The following is a 25518-nucleotide window of genomic DNA, read 5'->3' on the forward strand; positions in this document are numbered from 1 at the left end:
GATGGAATGGTTCGGATGAATAATCCGTAACCCGTCCCGGAACACCGCGTTAGGCTGCCGACACGGACAGGAATGCGCGCTTTCCATGGATGCGGAGATCATCGTCGCCCTCCTCGCCCTCACGGGCATGGAGATCGTCCTCGGGATCGATAACCTCGTCTTCATCGCCATCCTGTCGAACCGGCTGCCGGTGGACCGGCGGCGCCCGGCGCGGCTGATCGGCCTGGGGCTGGCGGTGGTGCTGCGGCTGGGCATGCTGGCCGGGGTGGGCTGGCTGATCACCCTGACGCAGCCGCTGTTCAGCGTGCTGGGGCAGGAGGTCTCCGGCAAGGACCTGATCATGCTGGCCGGCGGCTTCTTCCTGATCGGCAAGGCTGTGATCGAGATCCACCACCGGGTGGACCCGGAGGCACAGGCCGAGACCAAGGCCGCGGGGCAGGTCATGGCGAGCTTCGGCACCACCGTGGCGCAGATCATCCTGATCGACATGGTCTTCAGCGTGGACAGCATCCTGGCTGCCGTCGGGCTAACCCAGGTGATGTGGGTGATCGTGGTGGCGATCCTGGTTTCCGTCACGGTGATGCTGCTGTCGATGGATGCCCTCTCCCGCTTCATGGAGAAGAACCCGACGGTGGTGATGCTGGCCCTCGCCTTCCTGGTGATGATCGGCATGGTACTGGTGGCGGAGGGGCTGCATTTCCACATGCCCAAGGGCTTCGTCTATGTCGCCATGGCCTTCGCGGCGGCGGTGGAGGGGCTGAACGTCTTCGCCCGCCGCGCCCAGGGCAAGAGCGCCGGGCCGGCCGTCACGCCGGATGTCCCGCCGGCCGGCGGGACGGCTACCCCCGCCCCTTCGCCGGAGCGGCGCTGAGCCAGCGAACCGGCAGCGCGCCTGCCAGGCGCGCACCGGCATAAAGGAACCAGGGATAGGCGATCCGGCCGCGCCCCCGGGCGATGCCATCCAGGGCTCTACGCGCCGCTTCCTCGGGCGTCATCAGTCCCGGCATGGGGAAGTCGTTGCGGGCCGTCATGGGCGTGCGGATGAAGCCGGGGCAGAGCGCATGCACCCGGACACCACCATGGCGGGCGGTGGCGTCGGTGGCCTCCGCCCAGCGCTGCAAGGCCGCCTTGGAGGCGCAATAGGCCGGGGCGCCCGGCGAGGCCACGAAGGCGGCGATGGAGGCCACCACCGCCACGCGCCCCCGGATGCCGTCGGGGCCGGGCGGCTGGCCCCGCATCCGCTCCAGCGCCGGCAAGGCGGTGTTGAGCGCACCGGTGAGGTTGACCGCGAAGATGCGGGCGACCGCCTCCGCGTCCTCGCCGCCCCCCTTCCCTGGCCCCGCCGAGACGCCCGCATTGGCGATGGCCAGGTCCAGCGGCCCGGCGGCGGCGATCCAGCCCCGCGCGGCATCGGCGTTGCGCACGTCGAAGGCGGCTTCCGTCACCGTGGCGCCCGCGGCGCGACAGCGATCCGCCACGGCGGCGAGGCGCGCGGGATCGCGGCCAGCCAGGTGCAGGCGCCGCCCGGGCCGGGCCAGCGCCAGGGCGAAGGCGGTGCCCAGGCCCGAGGAGGCGCCGGTGAGTGCCACGGACGGCCAGTTCCAGGCATCGTTCCGTCCCATCGCGCGATCCTTCCATCGAATTGTTCCGAGGGGCGTCCTGCCACCGGGCAGGGACTGAAGGCCCTGTGGCCCAGCCCTTTCCGCATGGCGGATTCCCGCCCCCGGACTCGGCGCCAAGCTTGCACCGGGCGCGGCGGCGCGTCATGGACGGCGCCATGTCCATCAACTCCATGACCGGTTTTGCCCGCACCGACGGCACGCTGCCGGACGGCGCCAGCCTCGCCTGGGAGGTGCGCAGCGTGAACGGGCGCGGGCTCGACCTGCGCCTGCGCATGCCCAATGGGTTCGAGGGGTTGGAGGCCCAGTTGCGGGAACAGGCGGCCAAGCGCTTCGGGCGCGGCAACATCAGCGCCACGCTGGTGGTGAAGCGGGAGGACCGCTCGCTCCGGCTGATCCCCGACCCGGAGGCGCTGGAGCGGGTGCTGCGGCTGGCGCAGGAGCTGGCGGCGCGCATCCCCGGCGCCCCGCCGCCCCGGCCGGAGGCGCTGCTGGCCCTGCCCGGCGTGCTGCGGACCGAGGCCGCCGAGCCGGACGAGGCCGCCGACGAGGCGAAGCGGGCCCTGGTGGCCATGGCTTTCGAGGCGGCGCTGGACGGGCTGCGGGAAGCGCGCCGCGCCGAGGGGCGGAAGCTGCATGCCATCCTGTCCACCCTGCTCGACGAGATCGCCGTGCTGCGCGAGCAGGCGGCGGAGGAGGCGGCGCGGCAGCCCGGGGCGCAGAAAGCGCGGCTGATGGCCACCCTGGCGGAGCTGCTGGAAGGCGAGCGCCGGGTGCCGGAGGACAGGCTGGCCGCCGAGGTGGCGCTGCTGGCCAGCCGCTCCGATGTCCGGGAGGAGCTGGACCGGCTCGGCGCCCATGTCGAGGCGGCGCGGGCCCTGCTGCGGGAAACCGTGCCGATCGGGCGGCGGCTGGAGTTCCTGACGCAGGAATTCGGGCGCGAGGCGAACACGCTGGGGGCGAAGTCGGCCTCGCTGGCGCTGACGCGCCTGTCGCTGGAGCTGAAGGCCGCCGTGGAGCGGCTGCGCGAGCAGGCCGCCAATGTCGAATGAGGCCGGGGTGATGCGCGGGAGGCGGGGATGGCGGTGAAACGGTTGCGGCGCGGGATCTGCCTGGTGCTGGTGGCCCCCTCGGGGGCGGGCAAGACCTCCGTCTCCCGCGCCCTGCTGGAGCAGGAAGAGGCGCTGTCGCTTTCCATCAGCGCCACCACCCGGGCGCCGCGGCCCGGCGAGGTGGAGGGCGTGCACTACCACTTCCGCACCCCCGAGCAGTTCGAGGCGATGGAGCGAGCCGGCGAGATGCTGGAAAGCGCCACCGTCTATGGCCGCCGCTACGGCACGCCGCGTGCGCCCGTGCTGGAGGCGCTCGCTGCCGGGCGCGACGTGCTCTTCGACGTGGACTGGCAGGGGCACAAGCTGATCCGGGCGGCGCTGCCGGACGACGTGGTCGGCGTCTTCCTGCTGCCGCCGAGCCTGCCGGAGCTGGAGCGCCGGCTGCGCGGGCGGGGGCAGGACAGCGACGCGGAGATTGCCCGGCGCATGGAAGCGGCGCTGGAGGATGCGTCGCACTGGCGCGATTTCGACCATGTGCTGGTGAACGACCACTTCGCCGACACGCTGGCGGTGGTGCGCGGCATCCTGGCGGCGGCGCGGACGCGGCGGGCGCGCAACCCCTGGCTTGGCGATTTCGTGGCCGAGCTTGGCGGCCCAGTTGGTGACGCAGTTGGTGGCCCAGCCGGCGGCCCGGATCCTGCTAAGGCGGAATAGGCCGGGGCGAACAGGGCCAGGATGGATGGAGCGGTGACGATGAGGATGCCACGGGCGCGATGACAGTTGTTCTCTCGATCATCGGTCCGGTCTTCATCACCATCCTCCTCGGCTACCTGGCCCGGCTGACCAACCGGATCTCCGCCGAGGGCGTGCGCGGGCTGAACGACTTCGTCTTCATGCTCGCCCTGCCGGCCCTGCTCTTCGAAGGGGCTTCGACCTCCGGCGGGCTGGGGCCGACCCTGGCCGTCTCGATCGCCTATTTCACCGCCTGCCTGCCCGTCTATGCACTGGCCGTGGTGCTGGCGCGGCGGCTGCGCGGGCTGCGGCTGCAGGAGGCCGGGCTGGTGGCGCTGGATGCCAGCTTCGGCAACCTGTCGATGGTGGGCATCCCGCTGATCCTCTCGGCCTTCGGGCCGGAAGGGCTGCGGAACCTGCTGGCGATCCTGGCCTTCCACTCCATCCTGATCCTGCCCATCGCCACGGTGATCGCGGAGATCGGGATGAACGCGAAGGCCTCGCCCTTCGCGATCCTGCGCTCCACCCTGACCTCGCTGCTGCAGAACCCGATGCTGCTGGCGGTGGCGCTGGGCGGGCTGTGGTCGATCTTCCTGCCGCCGCCGCCCGACATGATCCGGCGGCTGCTGCACCTGCTGGGACAGGCGGGCTCACCGGTGGCCCTGTTCTGCCTGGGGGCGAGCCTCACCAGCTTCAATCTGCGGCGCGACTGGCCTGACGCGGTGCTGGGTGTGGCCATCAAGTTGCTGGTGCTGCCGCTGGCGGTCTGGGGGGCGGCGCTGTTCTTCCGGCTGCCGCCGCTCGGCACCGCCGTGGCGGTGGTGGCGGCCGCCATGCCGACCGGGGCCACGGCCTTCATCCTGGCGCGCCGCTATGCCACCGGCATGGACCGTTCCGGCGCCACGGTGCTGCTGGCCTCGGCCCTGTCGGTGGTCACGCTGAGCGTCCTGATCGCGCTGTTCCACCCGCACTGAGGCCCCCGCCCCGCCCCCACCCATTGCGGCCGGGATCATGCCGCGACTGTGCAGCGGCGGGCCCGCAACCCCGGAACCCGGCCATGTGTTCGCAGGCCGTGAGTTTGCGGCCCTCGGGTGGCGGCATGGAAAGGGGGGCGCGATGGCGCGGGAGATGGTGACGGGCGCGCTGAGCGTGGTGATCACGGGGGCTTCGGCGGGCGTGGGGCGGGCGACGGCCCTGGCCTTCGCCCGGCGCGGCTGGAACATCGCCCTGATCGCGCGGGAGGCCGAGGGGCTGGAGGATGCCCGGCGCGAGGTGGCGATGGCGGGCGCGCGGCGGGTGATCACGCTGCCGCTCGACGTGGCGGACGCGGCGGCGGTGGAGGAGGCGGCGGAGCGCGTGGCCCGCAGCTTCGGCGGCATCGACGTCTGGGTGAACAACGCGATGGTGACGGTGATGTCTCCCGTCGCGGCGATGTCGCCGGAGGAGTTCCGCCGCGTCACCGAGGTCACCTATCTTGGCCAGGTGCATGGGACCATGGCGGCGCTGCGCCAGATGCGGCAGCGCGACCAGGGTGTGATCGTGGCGGTCGGCTCCGCGCTCTCCTATCGCGCCATCCCGCTGCAATCCGCCTATTGCGCGGCCAAGTTCGCGGTGCGGGGATTCATGGATTCCCTGCGCGTCGAGTTGCTGCACGACCGCAGCCGCATCCGCCTGACCATGGTGCAGCTTCCGGCGGTCAACACGCCGCAGTTCGAATGGGCGCGCAACCGCATGGGCGAGCGTGCCCAGCCGGTGCCGCCGATCCACCAGCCGGAGGCCGTCGGCGAGGCGATCTTCGCCGCGGCGGTGCAGCCGAAGCGGGAGGTGTGGCTGGGCTGGCCGACCCTGAAGGCGATCCTCGGCGGCATGGCGGTGCCCGGGCTGGCGGACCGCATCCTGGCGCGGCAAGGCTATTCCAGCCAGTTGACCGGCGAGGCCCTGCCAGCCGGCCGGCAGGACAACCTGTTCCGGCCGGTGGCTGGGCCGCACCGGACCCGGGGGCGCTTCAGCAGCCGTGCATCCAGCCGGGTGCATGCGATCGAGCCCACCCTGCTGCGGGCGGTGATCGGGGGGGCAGTCCTCGCCTTGCCGGCGCTGGCCTGGATGGCGGGGCGGCGATCCGGAGCACGGCACCGGATCGGGACCTGACCGCGCCATCATGCCCGGAAGGATCGAGGACTACGCGCTGATCGGCGATCTGGCGACGGCGGCGCTGGTGGGGCACGACGGGTCGATCGATTGGCTCTGCTGGCCGCGCTTCGATTCCGATGCGGTCTTCGCCGCGCTGCTCGGCACGCCGGAGCATGGGCGCTGGCGGATCGCACCGGACTGGGAGGGCGGCGAGCGGCCCCGCATCCGGCGTGCCTATCGCGACGGCACGCTGGTGCTTGACACGGAGTTCCGCACCGGCAGTGGCGCCGTCCGCCTCACTGACTTCATGAACGTGCGCGACGACGGCGTCTCGAACCTGGTGCGGGTCGTCACCGGGCTGCGCGGCGAGGTCGCCATGCGGGGGGAGCTGGTGCTGCGCTTCGACAACGGGCGCGTCATTCCCTGGGTGTCGCGGCTGCCGGACGGCACGGGCATCCGGGCGGTGGCGGGGCCGGACCTCGTGGTGATGCGGGCCGGCGTGCCGGTGCGCGGCGAGGACATGCGCAGCGTCTCTCGCTTCGTGGTGAAGGCGGGGGAGAGCATTCCCTTCGTGCTCTCCTATGGCGCCTCGCATCTGCCCGCCCCGCCGCCCCAGGTCGCGGAGGAGCGGCTGGCCGAGACGGAGACCGGCTGGCGGCAATGGGCCAGCCGTTGCGCCGAGGCCGGTCCTTGGACGGAGGCGGTGCGCCGTTCCGTGGTGACGCTGAAGGCCCTCACCTACCGCCCCACGGGCGGCATCGTGGCGGCGCCCACCACCTCCCTGCCGGAGAAGCTGGGGGGGTCGCGGAACTGGGACTACCGCTTCTGCTGGCTGCGCGATTCGACCCTGACGCTGATGGCGCTGCTCCGCGCCGGCTATGTGGAGGATGCCGCAGCCCGTACATGATCTGGATCTGGTCCGTGCCGTGGCGGGGAGCCCGGACCAGATCCAGATCATGTACGGGCTGGCGGGCGAGCGCCGCCTGACCGAATGCGAGGCGGACTGGCTGCCGGGCTATGAGGATTCGCGGCCGGTGCGCCTGGGCAACGCGGCCTACCGGCAGTTGCAGCTCGATGTCTTCGGCGAGGTGGCGAGCACGCTCTACCTGGCGCAGCGGCACGGGATGCCCTTCGACCGGCAGGCCTGGTCGCTGCAGCGTGCGCTGACCGATCATCTGGCGAAGGTCTGGAAGCAGCCGGACGAGGGCATGTGGGAGGTCCGCAGCGGGCCGGAGCAGTTCACCTTTTCCAAGGTCGCGGCCTGGGCGGCGGTGGACCGGGCGGTGCGCAGCATCGAGCGCTTCGGCCTGCGCGGCCCGCTGAAGCGGTGGCAGGCGCTGCGGCAAAAGATCCACGAGGATGTTTGCCGGCGGGGCTTCGACACGGAACTGGGCAGCTTCACCCGCGCCTATGGTTCGGGGGACCTGGATGCGAACCTGTTGCTGCTGCCGGCGGTGGGATTCCTGCCCTATGACGACCCGCGCGTGCTCGGCACCATCGCGGCGGTGGAGAAGCGGCTGCTGCGGGATGGATTCCTGCTGCGCTACGCCACCCAGGAAACGCGGGACGGATTGCCCGGTGACGAAGGGGTCTTCCTCGCCTGCTCCTTCTGGCTGGCCAATGCCTATGACCGGACCGGGCGCCGGCGCGAGGCGCTGGAGCTGTTCGAGCGGCTGCTGGACCTGCGCAACGATGTCGGCCTGCTGTCGGAGGAGTACGACCCGAAGGCACGTCGCCTGATCGGCAACTTCCCCCAGGCCTTCTCCCACATCGCCCTGGTCAACACGGCCTATACGCTGAACGGGCAGCCCGATGGCGGCCGGGGCGCCGGCGATGGCGGCAAGGCGGGCCGCTCATCGCCGCTGGCGCCCGGTGCCAGGAGTAGTTCCGCGGACAGGTCGGAGCCGCCCGGGGGGATGCGACCCGCCCGGGCCCGCCGCAAGGCGGCTAGTGCAGAGTGAACTGGCCATCGACATAGCGGAACTCGGCGGGACGCCAGAGCGCCGCCGAGGCGACGCGCACCGAATGCAGCGGCCCCTCGATCTCCCGCTGCCAGAAGTCGATGAAGCGGTGCAGTTCCGGGAAGCCGGGGGCGTGGTCGAGTTTCTGCCAGACGAAGCTCTGCAGCACGGCGGGATGATCGGGCAGGCGATAGAGCAGCTCGGCGGTGGTGACGCGGGGTTCCGGGAAGCGCACGAGGTTCCCGATCTCTCGCAGGATCATGCGAAGCATCTCTCCTCAGGCCGCGGCTGATCGCGGCTGTCATCATCCTGCCATGGAAGGTGCTGGCGGGATCAAGAAAAAATCCGCTCTTATCAATCGATTAGCACTCATTCGCCGGAATTGCTGCCGAACACCTTGACGGCGGGTGGGGTGCGGCCCTAGATCGCTGGCACTCGGCGGGGGCGAGTGCTAACAGCGCCCGTATCCCGGCGGAGCTTATGAATCCGAGACCACGGTTTCCAAAGGCTTAGGAGCGTTCCTGATGAACTTCCGCCCTCTGCACGACCGCGTCCTCGTTCGCCGCGTCACGGCTGACGAGAAGAGCGCTGGCGGCATCATCATCCCCGACACCGCCAAGGAGAAGCCGCAGGAAGGCGAGATCGTCTCCGTCGGCACCGGCACGGTGAGCGACAAGGGTGAGGTCCGCCCTCTCGACGTCAAGGCCGGCGACCGCATCCTGTTCGGCAAGTGGTCGGGCACCGAGGTGAAGCTGAACGGTGAGGATCTCCTGATCATGAAGGAGTCCGACATCATGGGTGTGATCGGCTGACGCCGCACGCCTTCGTCGCTTCCCTTCCCCATTCAGATACAGAGGTAGAGCAAGATGGCTGCTAAAGACGTCAAGTTCGGCCAGAACGCCCGCGACCGCATGCTGCGCGGCGTCGACATTCTCGCCGATGCCGTGAAGGTCACGCTGGGCCCCAAGGGCCGCAACGTCGTGATCGACAAGTCCTTCGGCGCGCCCCGCATCACCAAGGACGGTGTGACGGTCGCCAAGGAAATCGAGCTGGCCGACAAGTTCGAGAACATGGGCGCGCAGATGGTGCGCGAGGTCGCTTCCAAGCAGAACGACCTGGCCGGTGACGGCACCACCACCGCGACCGTGCTGGCGCAGGCGATCGTCCGCGAGGGCGCGAAGTCCGTGGCCGCCGGCCTGAACCCGATGGACCTGAAGCGCGGCATCGACAAGGCCGTGGCGATCGTCGTCGAGGACCTGAAGTCCAACTCGCGCAAGATCACCACCTCTGCCGAGGTCGCCCAGGTCGGCACGCTGTCCGCCAACGGCGAGTCCGAGATCGGCGAGATGATCGCCCAGGCGATGGAGAAGGTCGGCAACGAGGGCGTGATCACGGTCGAGGAAGCCAAGGGCATCCAGACCGAGCTCGACGTCGTCGAGGGCATGCAGTTCGACCGTGGCTATGTCTCCCCGTATTTCATCACGAATGCGGAGAAGATGATCGCGGAGCTGGATAACCCCTACATCCTGATCCACGAGAAGAAGCTGTCCCAGCTGCAGCCGATGCTGCCGCTGCTGGAGGCCGTGGTGCAGTCCGGCCGTCCGCTGATCATCGTGGCCGAGGATGTCGAGGGCGAGGCCCTGGCCACCCTGGTCGTCAACAAGCTGCGCGGTGGCCTGAAGATCGCCGCCGTGAAGGCCCCGGGCTTCGGCGATCGCCGCAAGGCGATGCTCGAGGACATCGCGATCCTGACCGGCGGTCAGGTCGTGTCCGAGGATCTCGGCATCAAGCTCGAGAACGTGACGCTCGACATGCTCGGTAAGGCCAAGACGGTCCGCATCGAGAAGGAGAACACCACGATCGTCGACGGCGCCGGCTCCAAGGAGGACATCCAGGGCCGCGTGGAGCAGATCAAGGCGCAGATCGAGGAGACCACCTCGGACTACGACCGCGAGAAGCTGCAGGAGCGCCTGGCGAAGCTGGCGGGCGGCGTGGCCGTGATCCGCGTCGGTGGTTCCACCGAGGTCGAGGTGAAGGAGCGCAAGGACCGCGTCGATGACGCGCTGCATGCGACCCGCGCCGCGGTCGAGGAAGGCATCGTGCCGGGCGGCGGTGTTGCCCTGGCCCGTGCGACCGCCAAGCTGGCGAACGTGACGGTGGACAACGACGACCAGCGCGTGGGCGTCGAGATCGTGCGCCGCGCGATCCAGGTGCCGCTGCGTCAGATCGCCGAGAATGCCGGCCAGGACGGCGCGGTGGTCGCGGGCGACGTGCTGCGCAAGACCGACAGCTACGACTACGGCTATGACGCGCAGACCGGCGAGTACAAGCAGCTGATCGCCGCCGGCATCGTGGACCCGACCAAGGTCGTGCGCACCGCGCTGCAGGACGCCGCTTCCGTGGCCGCGCTGCTGATCACCACCGAGGCGATGATCGCCGAGAAGCCTGAGAAGAAGGCCCCCGCGGGCGGTCCTCCGGGCGGCATGGGTGACATGGACTTCTGATCCTTACCGGATCGGGGTTCGGGAAGGGGGCGGTCCGCAAGGGCCGCCCCTTTTCCTTTTGCGGGCAGGGAGGACCGACAGTGGAAAGGCTGACGGGGCGAGTGATCTGGTATCAACCGGCCAAGGGCTATGGCTTCATCCAGGCCGATGACGGCGGGCCGGATGTGATGGTGCATGCCACGGCGCTGCGGGCGGCCGCGCTGGATGAGCTGGAGAAGGGGCAACGCCTGTCCTTCGTTGTGGAGGACCGCGATGGCCGTCGGGGGGCAGTCGCGATCGGCCTGATGTTGGACCAGGCGGAACGCTAGCCTCGGTTCGCCGCTGCCCCATCGCGGCAGTGGTGTTCTTGACCGGTCTCTGGGGCTCTGGTTTCCTTGCTCCCGGGCTTGATCGGAGCCTCCGTGTCCGCGGAAAGGGCTGCGCCCACGCTCGCAGAAGGTGGCGTCACGTCTTTTTCACCCTTTCCTGCCTGGCTGGCGGACACAGGCTTGAGGAAGGGGCCTCCCTTGTCCGATCCATCGGTCTCCACGCCTGCGTCCGGCGGTCCGCGCCCCGCGATGCCATTCCGGCTGAACCTTGAACAGCAGCGAAAGCGCGCCAGGGAGCTGCTGCGGCAGTTGCGGGGCGGTGAGGCCGGGGCATGGCAACGTTTCCGCCTGCACCACCCAAGTGCCGTGGCGGATGGCGCCGCCGCGATGACGCGGCTGAGCGAGGCACAGCTTGTCATCGCGCGAGAACTCGGCTTGCCGAGCTGGCCCCGGCTGAAAGCACATATCGAGGCCATGGAGCGCAGTTGGGCGAGCATCCGGCGCGGCGGCGATGCGCCGGACCGCGACATGCCGACTCTACACTTCCGCTGCGGCAGCGATATCGGACCGGCACTGTGGGAGGCCGGCTTCGCCGGAGACTTCCTGGAATACTCCGATCCCTTCTGCCAGGGGCCGGTCCTGCCCGGACCGGACTGGCTGGAGCAGCGGGCGGAGTTCCTGGCGCGCTCCTACGGTGCAGGCACCGGCATGAACCGGAATGATATCACAACAAAATTGCGACAGGCGGAGGAGGCGTTGGCTGATGCGCCGGTACGCTACCAGCGGATCGTGCTCTGGTTCGAACACGACACCTACGACCAGTTGATCCTGGCGCGCTGCCTCGCGCATTTCGCCGGAGCGGCGCCGGCATGCCTGGAACTGGTTTCCCCTGCCCGTTACCCGGGCGCGGCGCGCTTCATCGGGTTGGGCCAGTTGCCACCGGAGGCGCTACGTCTGTTGTGGGAGAAGCGCGTCTCCGTTCCCGAGGAGGCCCTGCATTCGGGACGGATGGTTTGGGACGCCTTGCGTCAGCCGGCGCCGGGGAGGCTGGCCGATCTGGGCAGGGCGGGGACTGCGGGCATTCCGCAACTCGGCCGGGCGGTGCTGCGGCACTGCCGGGAACTGCCCTGGGTCGAGGATGGGCTGAGCTTGACGGAGAGGCTGATCCTGCAACTTCTGGCGGAGGAACCGCAGTCGGTAGGCCAGGTGTTCGAGCGGCTGATGCTGGAGCGGGAACCACTGCCCTGGATGACGGACCTAATGATCCACGACACGGTGGAGCGAATGCGCCGCGTGAGGCAACCGGTCTTCCTCGGCAGTTTCCGCGATGGCAAGGAAGGATGGCCCCAGGAGCAACTTGCCATCACGCCATTGGGGCGCGCCGTGCTGGCCAGGGGCGTGGACTGGATGTCGCTGGCGCCCCCGGCCCGGTGGGTCGGTGGTGTGCCGATCGGGGGGGCCGAAGCCGTCTGGCGGTGGGATGACTGCTCGTCTTCCGTCAGGCTCATGGAAGACCGGCTCTCCGGGACTGCGTGAGCTGCCTCAGGCGGAAGGGGCTTCCTCCCAGACCCTGAGGGCGGCGGCCCGGTTCAGGATGCTGCGGGCGCGTTCCGCCTGATCCACGTTGGCGGGCTTCACCACGACGATGGCTTCGGCATGCTCGGTGGTGGCGGTGCCTTCCGTGCCGCTGGCCTGGGAGGCCAGCTCGCTGAGTCCGCCCGCCCCTGCCCCGGCTGCGATGGCCGCGCCGACCGCCGGGGCGGCGGCGCCCCCGGTGGCCACGACCACGCCCGCCGCCGCCAGACCGGCCGCGGCGGCGGCCATGCTGTTGCGCATGGTGCGGAGGTTGCGGTGCTCGTCCTCGCGCAGCGGCTCGTCGCCGCTGTCCTCGGGCATGGTCTCGCTCTGTGGAGCGGGCGATGGGGCCTCAGCCGGCGTCGGCGGCGGCGCGGGATCGGCATGGCGCACGGAGATCTGGGCACGGGGGATGGCCTCGCCCTCCAGATAGGAGAGGGCTGCCTCGACCGCCTCCTTGTCGCGGAAGCTGGCCAGGATCGTGGGCTGGGCCGGCGTGGCGGATGACTCGCTCATGGTTCTGCTCTCCCGCGCTTGGACGGAAGGCAAACGTCCTTTGCCAGGCAACCGTTGCGGGGAACCGGCATTCCGGCGCCCCGCCTATGGGTATCCGCGGGGCGGGGGGGGTCAGATGACCTGGTAGCGGGCCTTGGCGGCGCGCTCGATGGCGCCGGCCACGAGGCGGTCGATGTCCAGGCCGATGCGGAAGTCCTGCAGGAAGCGCAACTCGTCCTGGGTGGCGTCGCCATCGGCGGCGACGATCTCGCAGGCGAGGAGATAGGCGGTCTCGCGCAGGCGCTGCGGCAGGGCGTCGCGGATCAGCGCGACCACCTCGTCCAGCCCATCCGTGTCACCGAGCAGGTTCAGCACGATCTCGGTGACGGTCTCGATGCCGCTGACGTGGAAGTCGCTGAAGACCGGCAGTTCCTTGACCAGGCGCGACATGGTGGCGAGTTCGGCGTCGGTCATGTGGCCGTCGCAGGCGCTCATCACCACCATGGCGCCGACCAGGGCCTCCTGGGCCGAGAGACGGACGGGGGTTGCCTGGAATGAACTCATGTCGAGGGGCATGTCCGTTGAGGCTCCTATAGCCGGATCGTCTCGCAGCCTGAGGCACGTCCCGTCAATGCCAGCCGCATCAAGGGGTCGCGAGCCATGCGGAAAGCCGTGGCCGGCACCTCTTCCGGGCCTCATCCTACCAGGAATTCGCGGGTCCGGCGGGTGGCTTCGGCCAGGCCGACGCGGTGGGTCACGACGCCGTCCGGCAGGCCCGCGAGGAGGCGCGAGGGCGCCCGCGAGTCGAGCAGCACGAAGACGCCCCGGTCATCGGCGCGGCGGACGAGGCGGCCAAAGGCCTGGCGCAAGCGGTGGCGGGCGACGGCATCGTCCCATTCCTTCGGCCGGCCGCCGGACAGGTGCAGGCGGCGCTCTCGGTGCAGGATGGTGGGGCGCGGCCAGGGCACGCGGTCGAAGACCAGAAGGCGCAGGGAGCGTCCGGGGACGTCCACACCGTCGCGCAGGGCGTCGGTGCCGAGCAGGCAGGAATCCTCCTCGGCGCGGAAGACATCGACCAGGGTGGAGTTATCCATCGCGTCCACATGCTGGGCGTAAAGCGGGATGCCCGCCTTTTCCAGCCCGGGCGCGATGCGGTCATAGGTGTTGCGCAGGCGGCGGATGGCGGTGAAGAGGCCCAGCGCGCCGCCGCCCGAGGCGCGGAACAGGGCCTCCATCGCGGCGGCCTGCTGGCCGGTGTCGCGGCCGATATCGGTCACCACCAGCGACAGAGTCTGGGCACAGTAGTCGAAGGTGGAGGGCACGGCGGCCCGCACAGCCGGCAGGGGCAGGTGCGAGGCGCCGGTGCGGGCTTCGGCGGCCTCCCAGGCGGCCTCGGGGTCGGGCTGGCCATCACCGGCCAGCACCACGTCGCGCAGCGTCGCGGAGGTGATCAGCAGCCCGTGCGCCGGGGCGGCGACCGCCAGGGCGAAGGGCTCGGTGGGGTCGAGGTGGTGGCGGTGCATGGCCGCATCGACCTCTCGCCCCTCCCGCCGGGTGATGGCGAGCCAGTCCACATGCACCGGCCGGGCGCCGGGCTCGGGCGCCGGGATGGAGAGGCGGCGGAGCATGCCGCCCCAGGCAACCAGCGGCACCACGGCGCGGCGGTCGAGGTTGCGGCGGGCGGTGTCGAGGCGGATGCGGTCGCCCACCTCCAGCTCCGCCTCCGGGTCTTCCAGCAGCGCGGTCAGGCGCTCGTGCAGCCCGCGCAGCGGGGCGAGGAGGCGTTCGAGGCCGGCCAGGAGTTCCGCCCCGGCCTCGGGCAGGCCGGGATTGAGCGGGTGCAGGTCGCATTCGGCGTCATAGAGCGGGTCGGCCTCGGCAGTGCGGGCCAGGACCTGCCGGCGGACCTCGGCCATGAAGCGTTCCCCGGCGTTGCGCGGCGCACCGTCATGCAGGCGGTTGGGCCAGCCGGGGGCGGGCAGCACCGTGCCGGCCTCCAGTGCGGCATCGACCAGGGGCGAGAGGGCGGGATGGTCGGAAAGCACCTCCTCCAGCCGCCGGCGCAGGCCGCGGGCGCGGCCCCTGCCCCCTTCGGCGCCCAGGAGCCAGCGGCGCAGCTCGGACATCTCGGCGCCGGAGATCTCGGCGGAGAAGGCGGCATCGGCGGCGTCGAAGACATGGTGGCCCTCGTCGAAGACATAGCGCACGGCGGGACCGTCCTCGCCGCCGCCCAGCGCGGCCTGGACCATGACCAAAGCGTGGTTGGCCACCACCAGCTTCGCCCCGGCGGCGCGGCGGATGGAGTGCTCCACGAAGCAGCGGCGCCAGTGCGGACAGCCGGAATGGATGCATTCGCCGCGTCGGTCGGTGAGGTTGGCCACGGCGCCGAAGGGGAAGAGCTCGGCGATCCAGCCAGGGAAGTCGCCGCCCTGCATGTCGCCGTCCCGCGTCGCCAGCGCCCAGCGCGAGACCAGGGCGATGGCCAGGAGGCGGGAAGGCATCAGGCCCGCCGTGGCTTCCTCCAGGTTCAGCAGGCAGAGATAGTTCTCGCGCCCCTTGCGGATCACGACCTGGCGCTTGCGCTCCTCCGGGTCGGGGTAGAGGCGGGCGAGTTCCCCGTCGATCTGGCGCTGCAGGTTGCGGGTGTAGGTGGAGATCCAGACCGGGGCGCCGTTGCGCTCCGCCCAGAGCGAGGCCGGGGCGATATAGCCCAGCGTCTTGCCCGTGCCGGTGCCGGCCTCGGCCAGAACGACATGCGGGGCGCCGGGCATCTCCCGCGCCGCGAAGGCCAGGGCGGCGGCCGAGGCGAAATCCGCCTGGGCGGGGCGCTGCTCGGCATCCGGGCCGAGGATCTCGGCGAGGCGGGTGCGGGCCTCGGCGGCGGAGACAGGCAGCGAGCCGGGGGGCGTGGGCGGGGCGCTGTCCTCCCAGTCCGGCAGGCGGCGCCAGACCTTCAGCGGGTCGGAGGAGGGGCGCGCATCCTCCTTGCCCAGCGCCGCCATCACGGAATCGGCCCAGGGCCAGTCCATCCCCTCCCGCAGCCGGGCGGCGAGGATGGCGGCGTCGCGGTTCAGCGGCACGTTCCGCGCGGCGGAGAGGCGACGGAGGATCAGCGTGGCCAGTTCCGGCAGCAGGATGACGGCGGATTCGTCGTCCACCGGCATCTCCTGCCCCAGCGCCATGGCGAGGCCGCGCGGCGTCGGCGCGGCGGGCTGGGACGGCAGGGCGAAGGCGAAGAGCTCCAGCAGGTCATAGGCCACGGGGAAGGGCGGCAGGCCGAGGCGGCGCGCCGTGGCCGGGGCATGGACCAGCAGCGGCGGCGGCAGGTCGGCCAAGCGCCGGGGCAGGTCGGCGGCGGAGACCATGTCCAGCTCGCCATCCGGGGTCAGGATCGTGGCGTGGCCGAGGCCCGCAACCAGGGCCGGTGCCTCAGGCAGCAGGAGGCGAGGCACGCCCATGCGGGAGGAGTTCACCCTTTGATCCTAGCAGGGCCCGGCGGCGGCGTCTCGTGCGGGGCGATGGGGGCGGCTCCGCTCAGGCCGCCTGCGCCGCCTCCCCTTCCTGGCGGCGGTCATAGTCACGCTGGGCCTCGACCACCGCGCTGATATGGGTCTCGGCCCAGATCCGCAGGGCGTCCACCGTTTCCGCCAGGGTCCGGCCCAGCGGGGTGATGGCGTATTCGACCGTGACCGGGACAGTGGCGAAGGCCCGGCGGGAAACGAGGCCGTCGCGCTCCAGGCTCCGCAGGGTCTGGGCCAGCATCTTCTGGGAGATCCCTTCGATCCCACGCCGGAGCTGGTTGAAGCGCCGGGGCTCGGTCTGCAACAGGATGAGGATCAGCACCGCCCATTTGTCGCCGATGCGGTCCAGCACCATGCGCGTCGGGCAGGTCGGGCTGAAGCTGTTGCCCCGGATGGGAGGGGAGCGGTCCGTCAGGGTGGTTTCTCCGGAGTGATCAGCATCCCTGAAAGTGCCTTCTTTGCAGGCGGTTTCCAATGGTTATCTGGTACCCGGAGAATATCACCGAACATGGGAGTTCGCGCATGAAGATCGCTTTGATCGGGGCCACCGGGCAGGCGGGATCGGAAATCCTGGCCGAGTTGTCGCGGCGCGGGCATGAGGTGACGGCGATCGTGCGGCACCCGGAGAAGATCCCTTCGCTGCCAGGCGTGACCGCGGCGAAGGGGGATGTCTTCGACCGGGCGGGGCTGACGGCGCTGCTGCGCGGGCATGATGCGGTGGTGAGCTCGGTGCATTTCACCCAGAGCGACCCGGAGATCCTGATCGCGGCGGTGAAGGAGGCCGGGGTCGGGCGCTACCTCGTGGTGGGCGGGGCCGGCAGCCTGGAGGTGGCGCCGGGCGTGGCTTTGATCACGACTCCGGAATTCCCCGAAGCCTATCGCGCCGAGGCACAGGCCGGGGCGGATTTCCTTGCCCGGCTGCGGCGGGAGGAGGGGCTGGACTGGACCTTCCTGTCCCCTTCCGCCCTCTTCTTCGGGGGGCCGCGGACCGGAACCTTCCGGCTGGGCCAGGACCGGCTGCTGGTGGACCAGGACGGAAAGAGCCGCATCTCCTTCGCCGACTTCGCCATCGCCATGGCGGACGAGATCGAGACGCCGAAGCATTCCCGGAGCCGCTTCACGGCCGGCTACTGAGATCACGGGGCGAGGAGAGGGAAGGAAAAGTCCCTCCCCTCCCCTTGGCCCTGTCCCTGTGCCGATGCAGCCCCCGCGATCCCGGCCTAGGCGGGACGGGTCGCGGCGCCTAAACCGGTCACGCCCTACGGAAGCACCGCGGGCTGGATCCTCCTTTGGGGGCTTCCTTTGACCGTTCCTTCGCCGGTATCAGCGTCCCGCCATGTCACACAGCTCCGATCCCCATCTCCGCGGCACCCGCGCCTGGCCCTTCGAGGAGGCGGCGAAGGTCGCCGACCGCGTGGCGGCCTCCGGCAAAGGCGCCGCGCTGTTCGAGACGGGCTATGGCCCCTCCGGCCTGCCGCATATCGGAACCTTCGGCGAGGTGGCGCGCACCACCTGGGTGCGGCGTGCCTTCGAAGCGATGACCGGCCTGCCCTCCCGCCTGCTGGCCTTCAGCGACGACATGGACGGGCTGCGCAAGGTGCCGGACAACGTGCCGAACGGGGAGATGCTGCGGCGGTATCTCGGCCAGCCGCTGACACGGATTCCCGACCCTTTCGGCACGCATGACAGTTTCGGGGCGCACAACAACGCCCGCTTGCGCGCCTTCCTCGACAGCTTCGGCTTCGAATACGAGTTCGCCTCCTCCACCGACTATTACAGTTCCGGTCGATTCGATGCCGCGCTGATCCGGATGGCCGAGGAGCACGAGGCAGTGCTCAAGGTCATCCTGCCGACGCTAGGGCCGGACCGGCGGGCGACCTATTCGCCCTTCCTGCCGATCCACCCGAAGACCGGCGTGGTGATGCAGGTGCCGATGGAGGAGGTGCGCCCCGCCGACCGCACCCTGGTCTGGCGGGACCCGGAGACGGGGGAGCGGTTCGAGACGCTGCTCACGGGAGGCCACTGCAAGGCGCAGTGGAAGGCCGACTGGGCGCTGCGCTGGTACGCGCTGGGCGTGGACTACGAGATGTCGGGCAAGGACCTGATCGACAGCGTGAAGCTGTCCTCGCAGATCTGCCGCGTCCTGGGGGCCGAGCCGCCGGTGGGCTTCACCTATGAGCTGTTCCTCGATGCCGGGGGGCAGAAGATCAGCAAGTCCAAGGGCAACGGGTTGACCATCGAGGAATGGCTGGAATACGGGCCGCCGGAATCCCTGTCGCTCTTCATGTACAACTCGCCGAAGAGCGCCAAGCGGCTGCATTTCGACGTGATCCCGCGCGCCACGGACGACTACCTGGCGCATCTGGACAAGCTCCGCGCGAACGCGGATGCGGCGAACCCCGCCTGGCACATCCAGGGGGGCAAGGCGCCGAACATGGGGGCGAGCCCGATCCCCTTCTCGATGCTGCTGAACCTCGCCGTGGTGGCGAATGCCGAGACGCCGGAGATGCTCTGGGGCTTCGTCCGCCGCTACCAGCCCGAGGCGACGCCGGAGAGCGAGCCGATGCTGGCGCGGCTGATGGAGCACGCGCTGGCCTATTACCGGGATTTCGTGAAGCCGACCAAGCGCTACCGCGCGGCGACGCCGGGCGAGCGGGCGGCGCTGGAGGTGCTGGCGCAACTGCTGCGCGAGAACCGGGAGCGGCTGGAGGCCATCCCGGCCGCCGAGCGCGGCGCGGCGATCCAGGATCTCGTCTATGATGCCGGACGGCGCGAGCCCTTCCTGCAGACGGGCAAGGACGGGCGTCCGGGCGTGTCGATCGCCTGGTTCGAGGCGCTGTACCAGGTGCTGCTGGGGCAGCAGAAGGGGCCGCGCTTCGGCGGCTTCGTGGCGCTCTACGGCATTCCGGAAACGATCGCGCTGATCGAGGAGGCGCTGGCACGGCCCGCGCCGGAAACCGCAACCGAAGGGGAGCAGGCAGGGGCGTGAAGATCCCGGCGGTCGTCAGGAAGCACGGGGCGACGGCGTTCGGCCTCATCCTGCTCATCGTGGCGGTCTATGTCGTGCAGCGGGAGTTTCGGGACCTGAAGGTCTCGGATGTCTATACCGCCCTGCAGGCGACCTCGGGCCACAAGCTGTGGCTGGCGCTGGGTTGGACTCTGCTCGCCTTCGCGGTGCTCACGGTCTACGACCGGCTGGGCAGCGTCTATGCGGGCAAGCCGATCTCCTACAGCCGGACAGCGCTGGCGGCCTTCTGCGCCTATACGCTGGCGCATAATATCGGCTTCGCCGCAGTGTCGGGGGCGGCGGTGCGCTACCGCTTCTATGCCGCCTGGGGGCTGACCTCGGCAGAGATCGCGCGGGTGATCGCCTTCACCAGCCTGACCTTCGGGCTGGGCGGCTTCGCGCTTGGCGGCCTCGTGCTGATGACGCATCCCGAGGTGCTGCCCTGGGTGGGCGAAGGCGAGCTGATCCCGAGCTGGGCGGCGCAGTTCGTGGCGGTGCTGATGTGGCTGATCGTCGGCACCTATGTCGTGCTGGCGCGCTTCGTGCCGCATTTCCACCTCTTCGGGCACAAGGTGGACCTGCCGGGTCTGAAGCTGGCCGTGGCGCAGGTCCTGCTGGCCAGTGTCGATGTCGCGGTCACGGCGATGATCTTCTACGTGCTGCTGCCGGCGCCGATGCCGGGGGCGCCTCCCCTCACCTTCCTGATGTTCATGGGCATCTACGTCGCCGGCTACACCGCCGGGCTGGCGGCGAGCGTGCCGGGGGGGCTGGGCGTCTTCGACGGCTTCATGCTGCTGAGCCTGAGCCCCTGGATGCCGGCGCCGGAAGCGCTGAGCGCGCTGCTGCTGTTCCGGCTCTACTACTACATCGTGCCGCTTTTCGTGGCCGGGGTGCTGTTCCTGGGCTTCGAGCTGGCTCAGCGGCGCGCCAAGGGCCTGCCCCGCATCCAGGTGGAGGCGAGGATCGCCGACTCCCTGGAGGCGCCGGCGCTCGCCATGCTGACCGGGCTGTGCGGCCTGCTGCTGCTCTTCGTCGGCGCCCTGCCGGTGCATGCGGGCAACGAGGCGATCGCGCGCTGGCTGGGCGAATGGGTGGCGCTGGCCAACCAGTTTGCCGCCTCGGTGGTGGGGACACTGCTGATCGCGGTCTCCTGGGGACTGCTGCGGCGGCTGCGGCTGGCCTGCTATGCCGGGCTGTTCCTGCTGCTGAACGGCGCCGCGATCCTGTTCGTGCGCAACGATCCCTGGCCGGTGATCGGGGTGGTGCTGCTGGTCTTCGTGCTGCTCGCCTTCATGCAGAGGAGCTTCTACCGCGATGCGCGGCTGACCGGGGAGCCGCTCAAGGGAAGCCGCATCCTGTCGCTGGTCGCGGGCATCGTCTGCGGCCTGGCCCTGGCGACCGTGGCCTATCGGGAGCCGGTCGGCACCTCCTCCTGGTGGGAGGTGGTGCTCTCGGCCTCCATGCCTTCTCCGCTGCGCTTCGCCGTGGGCGTGTCCGCCGCGCTGATGCTCTATGCGGTGTTCCGGCTGCTGCGCCCGGCACGAGTGCGGCCCGCCGATTACGACATGGCAAGCCAGCAGAGGCTGCGTTCGCTCGGGGCGAGGCTGCCGCGCCAGGGAGCGCAGCAGGAGCTGGGCGCGATCTTCGCCGAGGGTGGCAAGGCGGGATTCGCCTTCCGCCGCTATCCCGATCTCTGGCTGGGGCTGGGCGACCCGCAGGGCGAGGAGAAGGCGCGGATCGCGGCGGTCTGGCGGTTCCGGGACCTTTGCGACGCGGCGGGCGTGGAGCCGGCCTTCGCCGATATCGGGGCCGGGATGAAGCGGACCTACGAGGATGCCGGGCTGACCATCGTTCCCCTGCCGGACGGGCGCAGCATCGCCTGCATCGCCGATCGCGATCCGGAGCGCGTCATCGCGCTGGCCGAGACCGTCTGATCCGGCACGGGCCGCCGCACCGCCGCATCCGGCGATGCGGGGCGGAGCGCGGGGGCCGGGCCGGACTTCCTACTGGCTGGCCCCCTACTGGCTGGCCCAGACGATGCGGTGCATCCAGGTGATCTCGGCCAGATCGAAGCTGTAGTTGGGGTGCGCCGGGTTCAGGCTGGCCAGCTCGACCTTCCGGGCCGATTGCCGCAGTAGTTCCTTGGCCATGACCTCCCCGCCTCGGGTGCGGACCACCACTCGGTCGCCGCGCCGGATCGGGGCGGCAGGCGAGACAATGATGGTGTCGCCGTCGCGGAACACAGGTTCCATGGAATCGCCCGAGATCTCCAGCGCATAGGCGTTTGGGTCGGGGATCTCCGGCACGCTGATCTCGTCCCATCCGGCGCCGGACGGGAAGCCGCCATCGTCGAAGTAGCCGGCGCTGCCGGCCTGGGCGAGGCCGATCAGCGGGATGCGCCGCACCGGCCGCACGGCGGCGGAGCGGAAGTTCATCGGCGTGCCGCTCACCAGGCTGGCGAAGGCATCCAGGCTGGTGGCGGTGGCCTCCAGCACCTTGGCGACGCTTTCCGTCGAGGGCCAGCGCGCACGGCCATCCGGCCCGGTGCGCTTGGACGGGTTGAAGGCGGTGGGGTCGAGCCCCGCCTTGCGCGCCAGACCCGAGGCCGACAGGCCGTTCTCGGCTGCCAGCGCATCGATGGCGCGCCAGATGTCGTAGTGCTGCATGAGGCAATTATCCTAGGCAGGAATTCTGCTGGCAATAGGAAATACATCTTAAGGAGGCGTTGACGATGCCCGTTTAGAGGGTGATATTCACATTTAGTTCAACCATAAGGCGAGGACAGCCCCCGATGACCACCGCCGCTTACAGAAATCGCATCCCGCACAAGCGTCTGGCGATCCCGAGGACCGAACCCTTCCGCCATGCCGAGGAGGCCTGGTTCTGGACCATGTCTGCCCTGATCGCCCGTCGCGACGGCGCGCGCATCGTCGCCGGGCGGGGACAGGTGCAGCGTCCTTGTGAGCCAGACGACGTGGTGAAGTGCCTGGACAGGCTCTATCGCCAGCGGCGCATCGACCTGACGCATGCGAGGATCCTCCGGATCTGGGGGGAGCGGGGGGAGGCGCCGGACCCGAGTTCCGTGCGCGAGAAGCACGACCATCGCCTGTGGCGGGAAGCGCTGGAGCGGCTGGAATGGCCGCTGCGGGTCAAGGGCATCGTGGCGGGTGAGGCAGGCGGGCCGGGAGGCGGTGCCGAGGTGGTGCAGTTGGACGGCCTTTCCCGGACCTGACGCGCATGCGGACCGAACCCTACGGAACAGGTCCGCGGCGACCTCCGGGGGAAAACCCCGGAGGGGACCAGGAAAGATCCCGGGGAGGATCGCCTGGGATGATCCTCGGGTCCGGGCCAGGGCGGCTCTCGCATCGCCGTGCCGGCGGAGAGCAGGAGCTCTGGCTGGGTTTCGGCGGCCGGGCGGACCAGGCCTGGCTGCGGCTGCTGCGGCCCGGCTTCCGGCATTGCTTCGCGGCGCTGCGCGACAGGAACGGGTGGACGGTGCTCGACCCACTCTCGGGCCGGCTGCTGGTGACACGGCTGGAGGTCGGCAGAGATTTCGACCTGCCGGGCTTCTGGCGGCGCGCGGGCTGCCACGTCCTGGGTCCCTTCTCGCCTGCCGATCCGGCTCCCGGTCTGCCATGGCTCTCGCCCCTTTCCTGCGTCTCGCTTTGCAGGGCCCTGCTGGGACCGCACGCGCCCTTCGCACTGACTCCTTATAGACTCTACCTTGGGTTGCAGAAAAATTTTCTTGTTGATGGGAAAATATTCTTGACTTCCGCCTCTGATCGCCTGTAAACAACACGTCATCAACGGGCGACTTGCGCCCAAAGGAATTTCTTCCCGAACCCAAGGCCCAAAGGCCCGCGCCGCAGCCCGGCGCGGGCCTTTTTTCGTCCTGGCGGGATCTTTCAGGAGAGCGCGAACGCATGGGTGGCCTCTTCAGCGTACCGAAGCCGGTGGTGGTCGCCACCCCTGCCCTTCCACAACAGGCCGCGGCCGATGCCTCGGCGGGCGCCGCCAATGCCGCCGCCGCCGATGCGCGGCAGGACGATGCCGCGCGGCGCCGGCGCGGACTGGCGGGCACCGTCGCCACCTCGGACCGGGGTGTGCTGTCCCCCCTGCCCGCGCTGCCGGCGGCGGCGCGCAAGACGCTGCTGGGGGAGTGAGGGGATGAAGCCCGAGGAGATCCTCCAGCGCCACGCCCGCGCCCTGGAAGCCCGCCGCCCCTGGGAAGGGGTCTGGCGCGAATGCTATGAGCATGTGCTGGCCACGGTGCCGGGCACAGGCGGCCCGGCGCTGTTCGACGGTACCGCGGCGGATGCGGTGGAGCAGCTGGCAGCCTCGCTCCTGGCCGAGCTGACGCCGCCCTGGTCACGCTGGTTCGGCCTGACGCCGGGCCGGGCGCTGACCGGGCAGGACGATCCCGCCGCCGGGGTCCAGGCTGCCACGGAGGCGTTGGAGCAGGCCGCCGACACGCTGCAGGGGCATCTGGACCGCTCCTCCTTCGCACTGGAGATGCATCAGGCCTTCCTCGATCTGGTGGTGGCCGGGACCGGCGTGCTGCTGGTGGAGGAGGCGGCGCCCGGCGAGGCCTCGGCGCTGCGCTTTCAGGCGGTGCCGCTGCGCGAATGCGTGCTGGAGGAAGGACCCTCCGGCCGGCTGGAAACGGTCTATCGCGCCGCACGGCTGGACCGGTCCGCGATCGCCGTGCGCTGGCCGGGCGCGAGCCTGCCGCCTGCGGGAGCCGGAGAGCCGGACGGCAGGCTGCGGGTCGTCGAGGCGGTCTGGCCGGACGGCGCGGGCTATGGCTTCGCCGCGGTGCTGGACGGCCTGGACGGACAGGCGCGGATGCTGGCGACCGGCCGCTTCGCCCGTAGCCCCTTCATCGCCTTCCGCTGGATGAAGGCGCCGGGCGAGAGCTATGGCCGCGGGCCGGTGATGCGGGCGCTGCCGGATATCCGCACCGCCAACAAGGTGGTGGAGCTGGTGCTGAAGAACGCCTCCATCGCGGCCACCGGCATCTGGCAGGCGGATGACGACGGGGTGCTGAACCCGGCGACGGTGCGGCTGGTGCCGGGGGCGATCATCCCCAAGGCGCCGGGCTCCTCCGGCCTGACGCCGTTGGCGGCGCCGGGGAATTTCGACGTGTCGCAACTCGTGCTCTCGGACATGCGGGGGCGCATCCGCTCGGCGCTGCTGGCGGACCGGCTGGGGCCGCCGCAGGACGCCCGGATGACGGCCACCGAAGTGCTGGAACGCTCCGCCCAGGCGGCGCGGCTGCTCGGCGCCACCTATGGGCGCCTCCAGGCGGAGCTGCTGACGCCGCTGATCGCCCGCTGCCTGTCTATCCTCCGGCGGCGCGGCGAGGTGCCGCCGATCCTGCTGGACGGGCACGAGGCGAGCCTGAGCTACCAGTCCCCGCTGGCGCGGCTCCAGGGCCGTTCGGACGCGGCGAACATGCTGCTCTTCTTGCAAGCCGTCGCGGCGCTGGGTCCGGAGGCGACGGCCCAGGTGGACCGCCCTGCCGCCGCCCGGCACCTGGCGAAGATCCTCGCCGCGCCGGCCGGGATCCTGACCACCGCGGCCGGCGCCGTGGCCGCGCCACAGCCGTCATCGCATCCGGGTTCCGATCCGGATGCCGCCCTCGGCCCCGTCAGGGCCGCCATCGAGGAGTGACCATACGCATGACCGACAGCCTGCTGGATGCGGCCCTGGTGCCGGGCGGGGAGGCCGATGCGCCGGATGCGGCGGCGGTTCCTGGGGAGGCGCCCGGCGGCACCGCCCGGCCGCCCGAGGTGCCCGAGAAGTTCTGGGATGCGGAGGCCGGGCGGGTCCGTCTGGACGGCCTGCTGAAATCCTATCGCGAACTGGAGCGGAAGCTGTCGCAGCGGCTGGCGCGCCCGGGTCCGGAGGCGCCGGAGGACGAGCACCGGCGCTTCGCCCGGCTGCTGGGCGCGCCGGAAGCGCCCGACGGCTACCGGATCGCCGAGCGGCACACGTTGTGCTGCTCCGACCCGGAGGTGAACACGCGGCTTCACGCGGCGGGCTTCACCCAGGACCAGGCGCAGCTCGTCTATGACCTGGCGGCGGAGAAGCTGCTGCCGGTGATCGCGGAGGCGGCGGCGCAGTACGAGGCGCAGCGCCAGCTCGACCGGCTGCGCGAGGAGTTCGGCGGCGAGGAGCGTTTCGCGCAGCTTTCGCGCCAGATCTCCACCTGGGGCCGCGCGAACCTGCCGGCGGAGGTCTTCGCCGCCCTGTCCACCACGGCAGAGGGGGTGAAGGCCCTGCACGCCATGATGCGGAAGGGGGAGCCGGCCATGGCCCGTTCCGCCGAGGAGCCGGCGGGGATGGACGAGGCGGGACTGCGCCGGATGATGCGTGATCCGCGCTACTGGCGGTCCCGCGAGCCGGAGTTCGTGCGCCGCGTCACCGAGGGCTTCCGCCGCCTCACGGGCGGTTGATGCAGAGAAATGCTGACAAGAGGCCAACCGGCGTGATGGAGTCGCGTTAGCCGGTTGACCCACTGCAGCGAGGCCGATCCCGGTCCTTCCTCCACTTCCCCCCTCGGGAAGGCCGGAAACCTCGCTGCGCCGGAACCATCCCCTCCCCCCAAAGGG

Annotated in this window: 26 protein-coding genes; 19 read left to right on the forward strand and 7 right to left on the reverse strand. The window is 70.5% G+C overall.

Annotated features, from left to right (window positions below):
- The first annotated feature begins 85 nt into the window (after window positions 1-85).
- Entirely contained in the window at window positions 86-871 is a 786-nt protein-coding gene (locus RGI145_RS11395) for a TerC family protein (protein WP_075798428.1), read from the forward strand.
- On the opposite strand, the gene RGI145_RS11400 is transcribed toward RGI145_RS11395, so the two are convergent.
- The gene (locus RGI145_RS11400; protein WP_075798429.1) at window positions 840-1622 is read right to left on the reverse strand and encodes an SDR family NAD(P)-dependent oxidoreductase; all 783 of its coding nucleotides are present in this window, start codon (window positions 1620-1622) and stop codon (window positions 840-842) included. The genes RGI145_RS11395 and RGI145_RS11400 overlap by 32 nt on opposite strands.
- A gap of 155 nt (window positions 1623-1777) precedes the next feature.
- On the opposite strand from RGI145_RS11400, the gene RGI145_RS11405 reads away from it, so the two are divergent.
- From RGI145_RS11405 to RGI145_RS25980, 6 genes are all read left to right on the forward strand, one after another.
- Window positions 1778-2671, forward strand: coding sequence for a YicC/YloC family endoribonuclease (locus tag RGI145_RS11405; protein ID WP_075800003.1), 894 nt, complete (start codon window positions 1778-1780; stop codon window positions 2669-2671).
- 27 nt (window positions 2672-2698) lie between these two features.
- The gene (gmk, locus tag RGI145_RS11410) at window positions 2699-3385 is read left to right on the forward strand and encodes a guanylate kinase (RefSeq protein ID WP_156878497.1); all 687 of its coding nucleotides are present in this window, start codon (window positions 2699-2701) and stop codon (window positions 3383-3385) included.
- A 59-nt stretch (window positions 3386-3444) separates the two neighbouring features.
- A complete protein-coding gene (locus RGI145_RS11415) occupies window positions 3445-4377 on the forward strand; it encodes an AEC family transporter (protein WP_075798430.1) in 933 nt (310 codons plus the stop codon).
- A 142-nt stretch (window positions 4378-4519) separates the two neighbouring features.
- Window positions 4520-5551 (forward strand): SDR family oxidoreductase, encoded by a 1032-nt coding sequence (locus tag RGI145_RS11420; RefSeq protein ID WP_075798431.1) that lies wholly within the window; start codon window positions 4520-4522, stop codon window positions 5549-5551.
- A 10-nt stretch (window positions 5552-5561) separates the two neighbouring features.
- Complete coding sequence (locus RGI145_RS25975; RefSeq protein ID WP_075798432.1) at window positions 5562-6440, forward strand: glycoside hydrolase family 15 protein; 879 nt, start codon at window positions 5562-5564, stop codon at window positions 6438-6440.
- Window positions 6421-7494, forward strand: coding sequence for a glycoside hydrolase family 15 protein (locus RGI145_RS25980; RefSeq protein ID WP_075798433.1), 1074 nt, complete (start codon window positions 6421-6423; stop codon window positions 7492-7494). The genes RGI145_RS25975 and RGI145_RS25980 overlap by 20 nt, the downstream gene beginning before the upstream one ends.
- Here the strand turns inward: RGI145_RS25980 and RGI145_RS11435 are convergent.
- The gene (locus RGI145_RS11435) at window positions 7481-7756 is read right to left on the reverse strand and encodes an usg protein (protein WP_027280434.1); all 276 of its coding nucleotides are present in this window, start codon (window positions 7754-7756) and stop codon (window positions 7481-7483) included. The genes RGI145_RS25980 and RGI145_RS11435 overlap by 14 nt on opposite strands.
- A 262-nt stretch (window positions 7757-8018) precedes the next feature.
- On the opposite strand from RGI145_RS11435, the gene groES reads away from it, so the two are divergent.
- From groES to RGI145_RS11455, 4 genes are all read left to right on the forward strand, one after another.
- Window positions 8019-8306: a co-chaperone GroES gene (groES, locus tag RGI145_RS11440; protein WP_019460690.1), complete on the forward strand. Its 288-nt coding sequence runs from the start codon at window positions 8019-8021 to the stop codon at window positions 8304-8306.
- A 54-nt stretch (window positions 8307-8360) separates the two neighbouring features.
- Window positions 8361-9998 carry a chaperonin GroEL gene (gene groL / locus RGI145_RS11445; protein WP_075798434.1) on the forward strand — a complete coding sequence of 546 codons (1638 nt, stop codon included), beginning with the start codon at window positions 8361-8363 and terminating at the stop codon, window positions 9996-9998.
- 80 nt (window positions 9999-10078) lie between these two features.
- Entirely contained in the window at window positions 10079-10306 is a 228-nt protein-coding gene (locus tag RGI145_RS11450; protein WP_075798435.1) for a cold-shock protein, read from the forward strand.
- 93 nt (window positions 10307-10399) lie between these two features.
- Complete coding sequence (locus RGI145_RS11455; RefSeq protein ID WP_237183048.1) at window positions 10400-11842, forward strand: DUF1835 domain-containing protein; 1443 nt, start codon at window positions 10400-10402, stop codon at window positions 11840-11842.
- Between the two features lie 6 nt (window positions 11843-11848).
- On the opposite strand, the gene RGI145_RS11460 is transcribed toward RGI145_RS11455, so the two are convergent.
- The 4 genes from RGI145_RS11460 to RGI145_RS11475 form a co-directional block, all read right to left on the reverse strand.
- Window positions 11849-12397: a hypothetical protein gene (locus tag RGI145_RS11460; protein ID WP_075798437.1), complete on the reverse strand. Its 549-nt coding sequence runs from the start codon at window positions 12395-12397 to the stop codon at window positions 11849-11851.
- Between the two features lie 111 nt (window positions 12398-12508).
- Complete coding sequence (locus RGI145_RS11465; protein ID WP_083670622.1) at window positions 12509-12952, reverse strand: tellurite resistance TerB family protein; 444 nt, start codon at window positions 12950-12952, stop codon at window positions 12509-12511.
- 119 nt (window positions 12953-13071) lie between these two features.
- Window positions 13072-15834, reverse strand: a complete 2763-nt coding sequence (locus RGI145_RS11470; protein ID WP_075798438.1) for an ATP-dependent DNA helicase — start codon at window positions 15832-15834, stop codon at window positions 13072-13074.
- Window positions 15835-15910: 76 nt separating this feature from the next.
- Window positions 15911-16252, reverse strand: coding sequence for a winged helix-turn-helix transcriptional regulator (locus RGI145_RS11475; RefSeq protein WP_075800005.1), 342 nt, complete (start codon window positions 16250-16252; stop codon window positions 15911-15913).
- Between the two features lie 167 nt (window positions 16253-16419).
- Between RGI145_RS11475 and RGI145_RS11480 the strand changes: the two genes are divergently transcribed.
- The 3 genes from RGI145_RS11480 to RGI145_RS11490 all read left to right on the forward strand — a co-directional run bounded on the left by RGI145_RS11480 (window position 16420) and on the right by RGI145_RS11490 (window position 20838).
- On the forward strand, window positions 16420-17031 hold the full coding sequence (locus RGI145_RS11480) for an NAD(P)-dependent oxidoreductase (RefSeq protein ID WP_075800006.1): 612 nt from the start codon (window positions 16420-16422) through the stop codon (window positions 17029-17031).
- Between the two features lie 202 nt (window positions 17032-17233).
- Window positions 17234-18886, forward strand: a complete 1653-nt coding sequence (locus RGI145_RS11485; protein WP_075798439.1) for a lysine--tRNA ligase — start codon at window positions 17234-17236, stop codon at window positions 18884-18886.
- Window positions 18883-20838: a lysylphosphatidylglycerol synthase domain-containing protein gene (locus tag RGI145_RS11490; protein ID WP_075798440.1), complete on the forward strand. Its 1956-nt coding sequence runs from the start codon at window positions 18883-18885 to the stop codon at window positions 20836-20838. The genes RGI145_RS11485 and RGI145_RS11490 overlap by 4 nt, the downstream gene beginning before the upstream one ends.
- An 84-nt stretch (window positions 20839-20922) precedes the next feature.
- On the opposite strand, the gene RGI145_RS11495 is transcribed toward RGI145_RS11490, so the two are convergent.
- Window positions 20923-21570 carry a S24 family peptidase gene (locus RGI145_RS11495; RefSeq protein ID WP_075798441.1) on the reverse strand — a complete coding sequence of 216 codons (648 nt, stop codon included), beginning with the start codon at window positions 21568-21570 and terminating at the stop codon, window positions 20923-20925.
- 125 nt (window positions 21571-21695) lie between these two features.
- Here RGI145_RS11495 and RGI145_RS11500 point away from each other — a divergent pair, with 125 nt between their 5' ends.
- The 5 genes from RGI145_RS11500 (at window position 21696) to RGI145_RS11520 (ending at window position 25362) form a co-directional block, all read left to right on the forward strand.
- Window positions 21696-22136, forward strand: a complete 441-nt coding sequence (locus tag RGI145_RS11500) for a hypothetical protein (protein WP_075798442.1) — start codon at window positions 21696-21698, stop codon at window positions 22134-22136.
- A 98-nt stretch (window positions 22137-22234) separates the two neighbouring features.
- On the forward strand, window positions 22235-22696 hold the full coding sequence (locus RGI145_RS11505; RefSeq protein ID WP_075798443.1) for a hypothetical protein: 462 nt from the start codon (window positions 22235-22237) through the stop codon (window positions 22694-22696).
- A gap of 131 nt (window positions 22697-22827) precedes the next feature.
- Complete coding sequence (locus RGI145_RS11510) at window positions 22828-23067, forward strand: hypothetical protein (RefSeq protein ID WP_075798444.1); 240 nt, start codon at window positions 22828-22830, stop codon at window positions 23065-23067.
- Between the two features lie 4 nt (window positions 23068-23071).
- On the forward strand, window positions 23072-24577 hold the full coding sequence (locus tag RGI145_RS11515; RefSeq protein WP_075798445.1) for a portal protein: 1506 nt from the start codon (window positions 23072-23074) through the stop codon (window positions 24575-24577).
- 8 nt (window positions 24578-24585) lie between these two features.
- Window positions 24586-25362: a capsid assembly protein gene (locus RGI145_RS11520; protein WP_075798446.1), complete on the forward strand. Its 777-nt coding sequence runs from the start codon at window positions 24586-24588 to the stop codon at window positions 25360-25362.
- Window positions 25363-25518: the final 156 nt, after the last annotated feature.

This window comes from Roseomonas gilardii (genome assembly GCF_001941945.1).
Lineage (GTDB): Bacteria > Pseudomonadota > Alphaproteobacteria > Acetobacterales > Acetobacteraceae > Roseomonas.

What these genes read in the sequence shown, in the direction of transcription:
- RGI145_RS11395 (WP_075798428.1), top strand. Translation starts at nt 86, where the DNA reads ATGGATGCGGAGATCATCGTCGCCCTCCTCGCCCTCACGGGCATGGAG.
- RGI145_RS11400 (WP_075798429.1), bottom strand. Translation starts at nt 1,622, where the DNA reads ATGGGACGGAACGATGCCTGGAACTGGCCGTCCGTGGCACTCACCGGC.
- RGI145_RS11405 (WP_075800003.1), top strand. Translation starts at nt 1,778, where the DNA reads ATGTCCATCAACTCCATGACCGGTTTTGCCCGCACCGACGGCACGCTG.
- gmk (WP_156878497.1), top strand. Translation starts at nt 2,699, where the DNA reads ATGGCGGTGAAACGGTTGCGGCGCGGGATCTGCCTGGTGCTGGTGGCC.
- RGI145_RS11415 (WP_075798430.1), top strand. Translation starts at nt 3,445, where the DNA reads ATGACAGTTGTTCTCTCGATCATCGGTCCGGTCTTCATCACCATCCTC.
- RGI145_RS11420 (WP_075798431.1), top strand. Translation starts at nt 4,520, where the DNA reads ATGGCGCGGGAGATGGTGACGGGCGCGCTGAGCGTGGTGATCACGGGG.
- RGI145_RS25975 (WP_075798432.1), top strand. Translation starts at nt 5,562, where the DNA reads ATGCCCGGAAGGATCGAGGACTACGCGCTGATCGGCGATCTGGCGACG.
- RGI145_RS25980 (WP_075798433.1), top strand. Translation starts at nt 6,421, where the DNA reads ATGCCGCAGCCCGTACATGATCTGGATCTGGTCCGTGCCGTGGCGGGG.
- RGI145_RS11435 (WP_027280434.1), bottom strand. Translation starts at nt 7,756, where the DNA reads ATGATCCTGCGAGAGATCGGGAACCTCGTGCGCTTCCCGGAACCCCGC.
- groES (WP_019460690.1), top strand. Translation starts at nt 8,019, where the DNA reads ATGAACTTCCGCCCTCTGCACGACCGCGTCCTCGTTCGCCGCGTCACG.
- groL (WP_075798434.1), top strand. Translation starts at nt 8,361, where the DNA reads ATGGCTGCTAAAGACGTCAAGTTCGGCCAGAACGCCCGCGACCGCATG.
- RGI145_RS11460 (WP_075798437.1), bottom strand. Translation starts at nt 12,397, where the DNA reads ATGAGCGAGTCATCCGCCACGCCGGCCCAGCCCACGATCCTGGCCAGC.
- RGI145_RS11465 (WP_083670622.1), bottom strand. Translation starts at nt 12,952, where the DNA reads ATGCCCCTCGACATGAGTTCATTCCAGGCAACCCCCGTCCGTCTCTCG.
- RGI145_RS11470 (WP_075798438.1), bottom strand. Translation starts at nt 15,834, where the DNA reads ATGGGCGTGCCTCGCCTCCTGCTGCCTGAGGCACCGGCCCTGGTTGCG.
- RGI145_RS11475 (WP_075800005.1), bottom strand. Translation starts at nt 16,252, where the DNA reads ATGGTGCTGGACCGCATCGGCGACAAATGGGCGGTGCTGATCCTCATC.
- RGI145_RS11480 (WP_075800006.1), top strand. Translation starts at nt 16,420, where the DNA reads ATGAAGATCGCTTTGATCGGGGCCACCGGGCAGGCGGGATCGGAAATC.
- RGI145_RS11485 (WP_075798439.1), top strand. Translation starts at nt 17,234, where the DNA reads ATGTCACACAGCTCCGATCCCCATCTCCGCGGCACCCGCGCCTGGCCC.
- RGI145_RS11495 (WP_075798441.1), bottom strand. Translation starts at nt 21,570, where the DNA reads ATGCAGCACTACGACATCTGGCGCGCCATCGATGCGCTGGCAGCCGAG.
- RGI145_RS11500 (WP_075798442.1), top strand. Translation starts at nt 21,696, where the DNA reads ATGACCACCGCCGCTTACAGAAATCGCATCCCGCACAAGCGTCTGGCG.
- RGI145_RS11505 (WP_075798443.1), top strand. Translation starts at nt 22,235, where the DNA reads ATGATCCTCGGGTCCGGGCCAGGGCGGCTCTCGCATCGCCGTGCCGGC.
- RGI145_RS11510 (WP_075798444.1), top strand. Translation starts at nt 22,828, where the DNA reads ATGGGTGGCCTCTTCAGCGTACCGAAGCCGGTGGTGGTCGCCACCCCT.
- RGI145_RS11515 (WP_075798445.1), top strand. Translation starts at nt 23,072, where the DNA reads ATGAAGCCCGAGGAGATCCTCCAGCGCCACGCCCGCGCCCTGGAAGCC.
- RGI145_RS11520 (WP_075798446.1), top strand. Translation starts at nt 24,586, where the DNA reads ATGACCGACAGCCTGCTGGATGCGGCCCTGGTGCCGGGCGGGGAGGCC.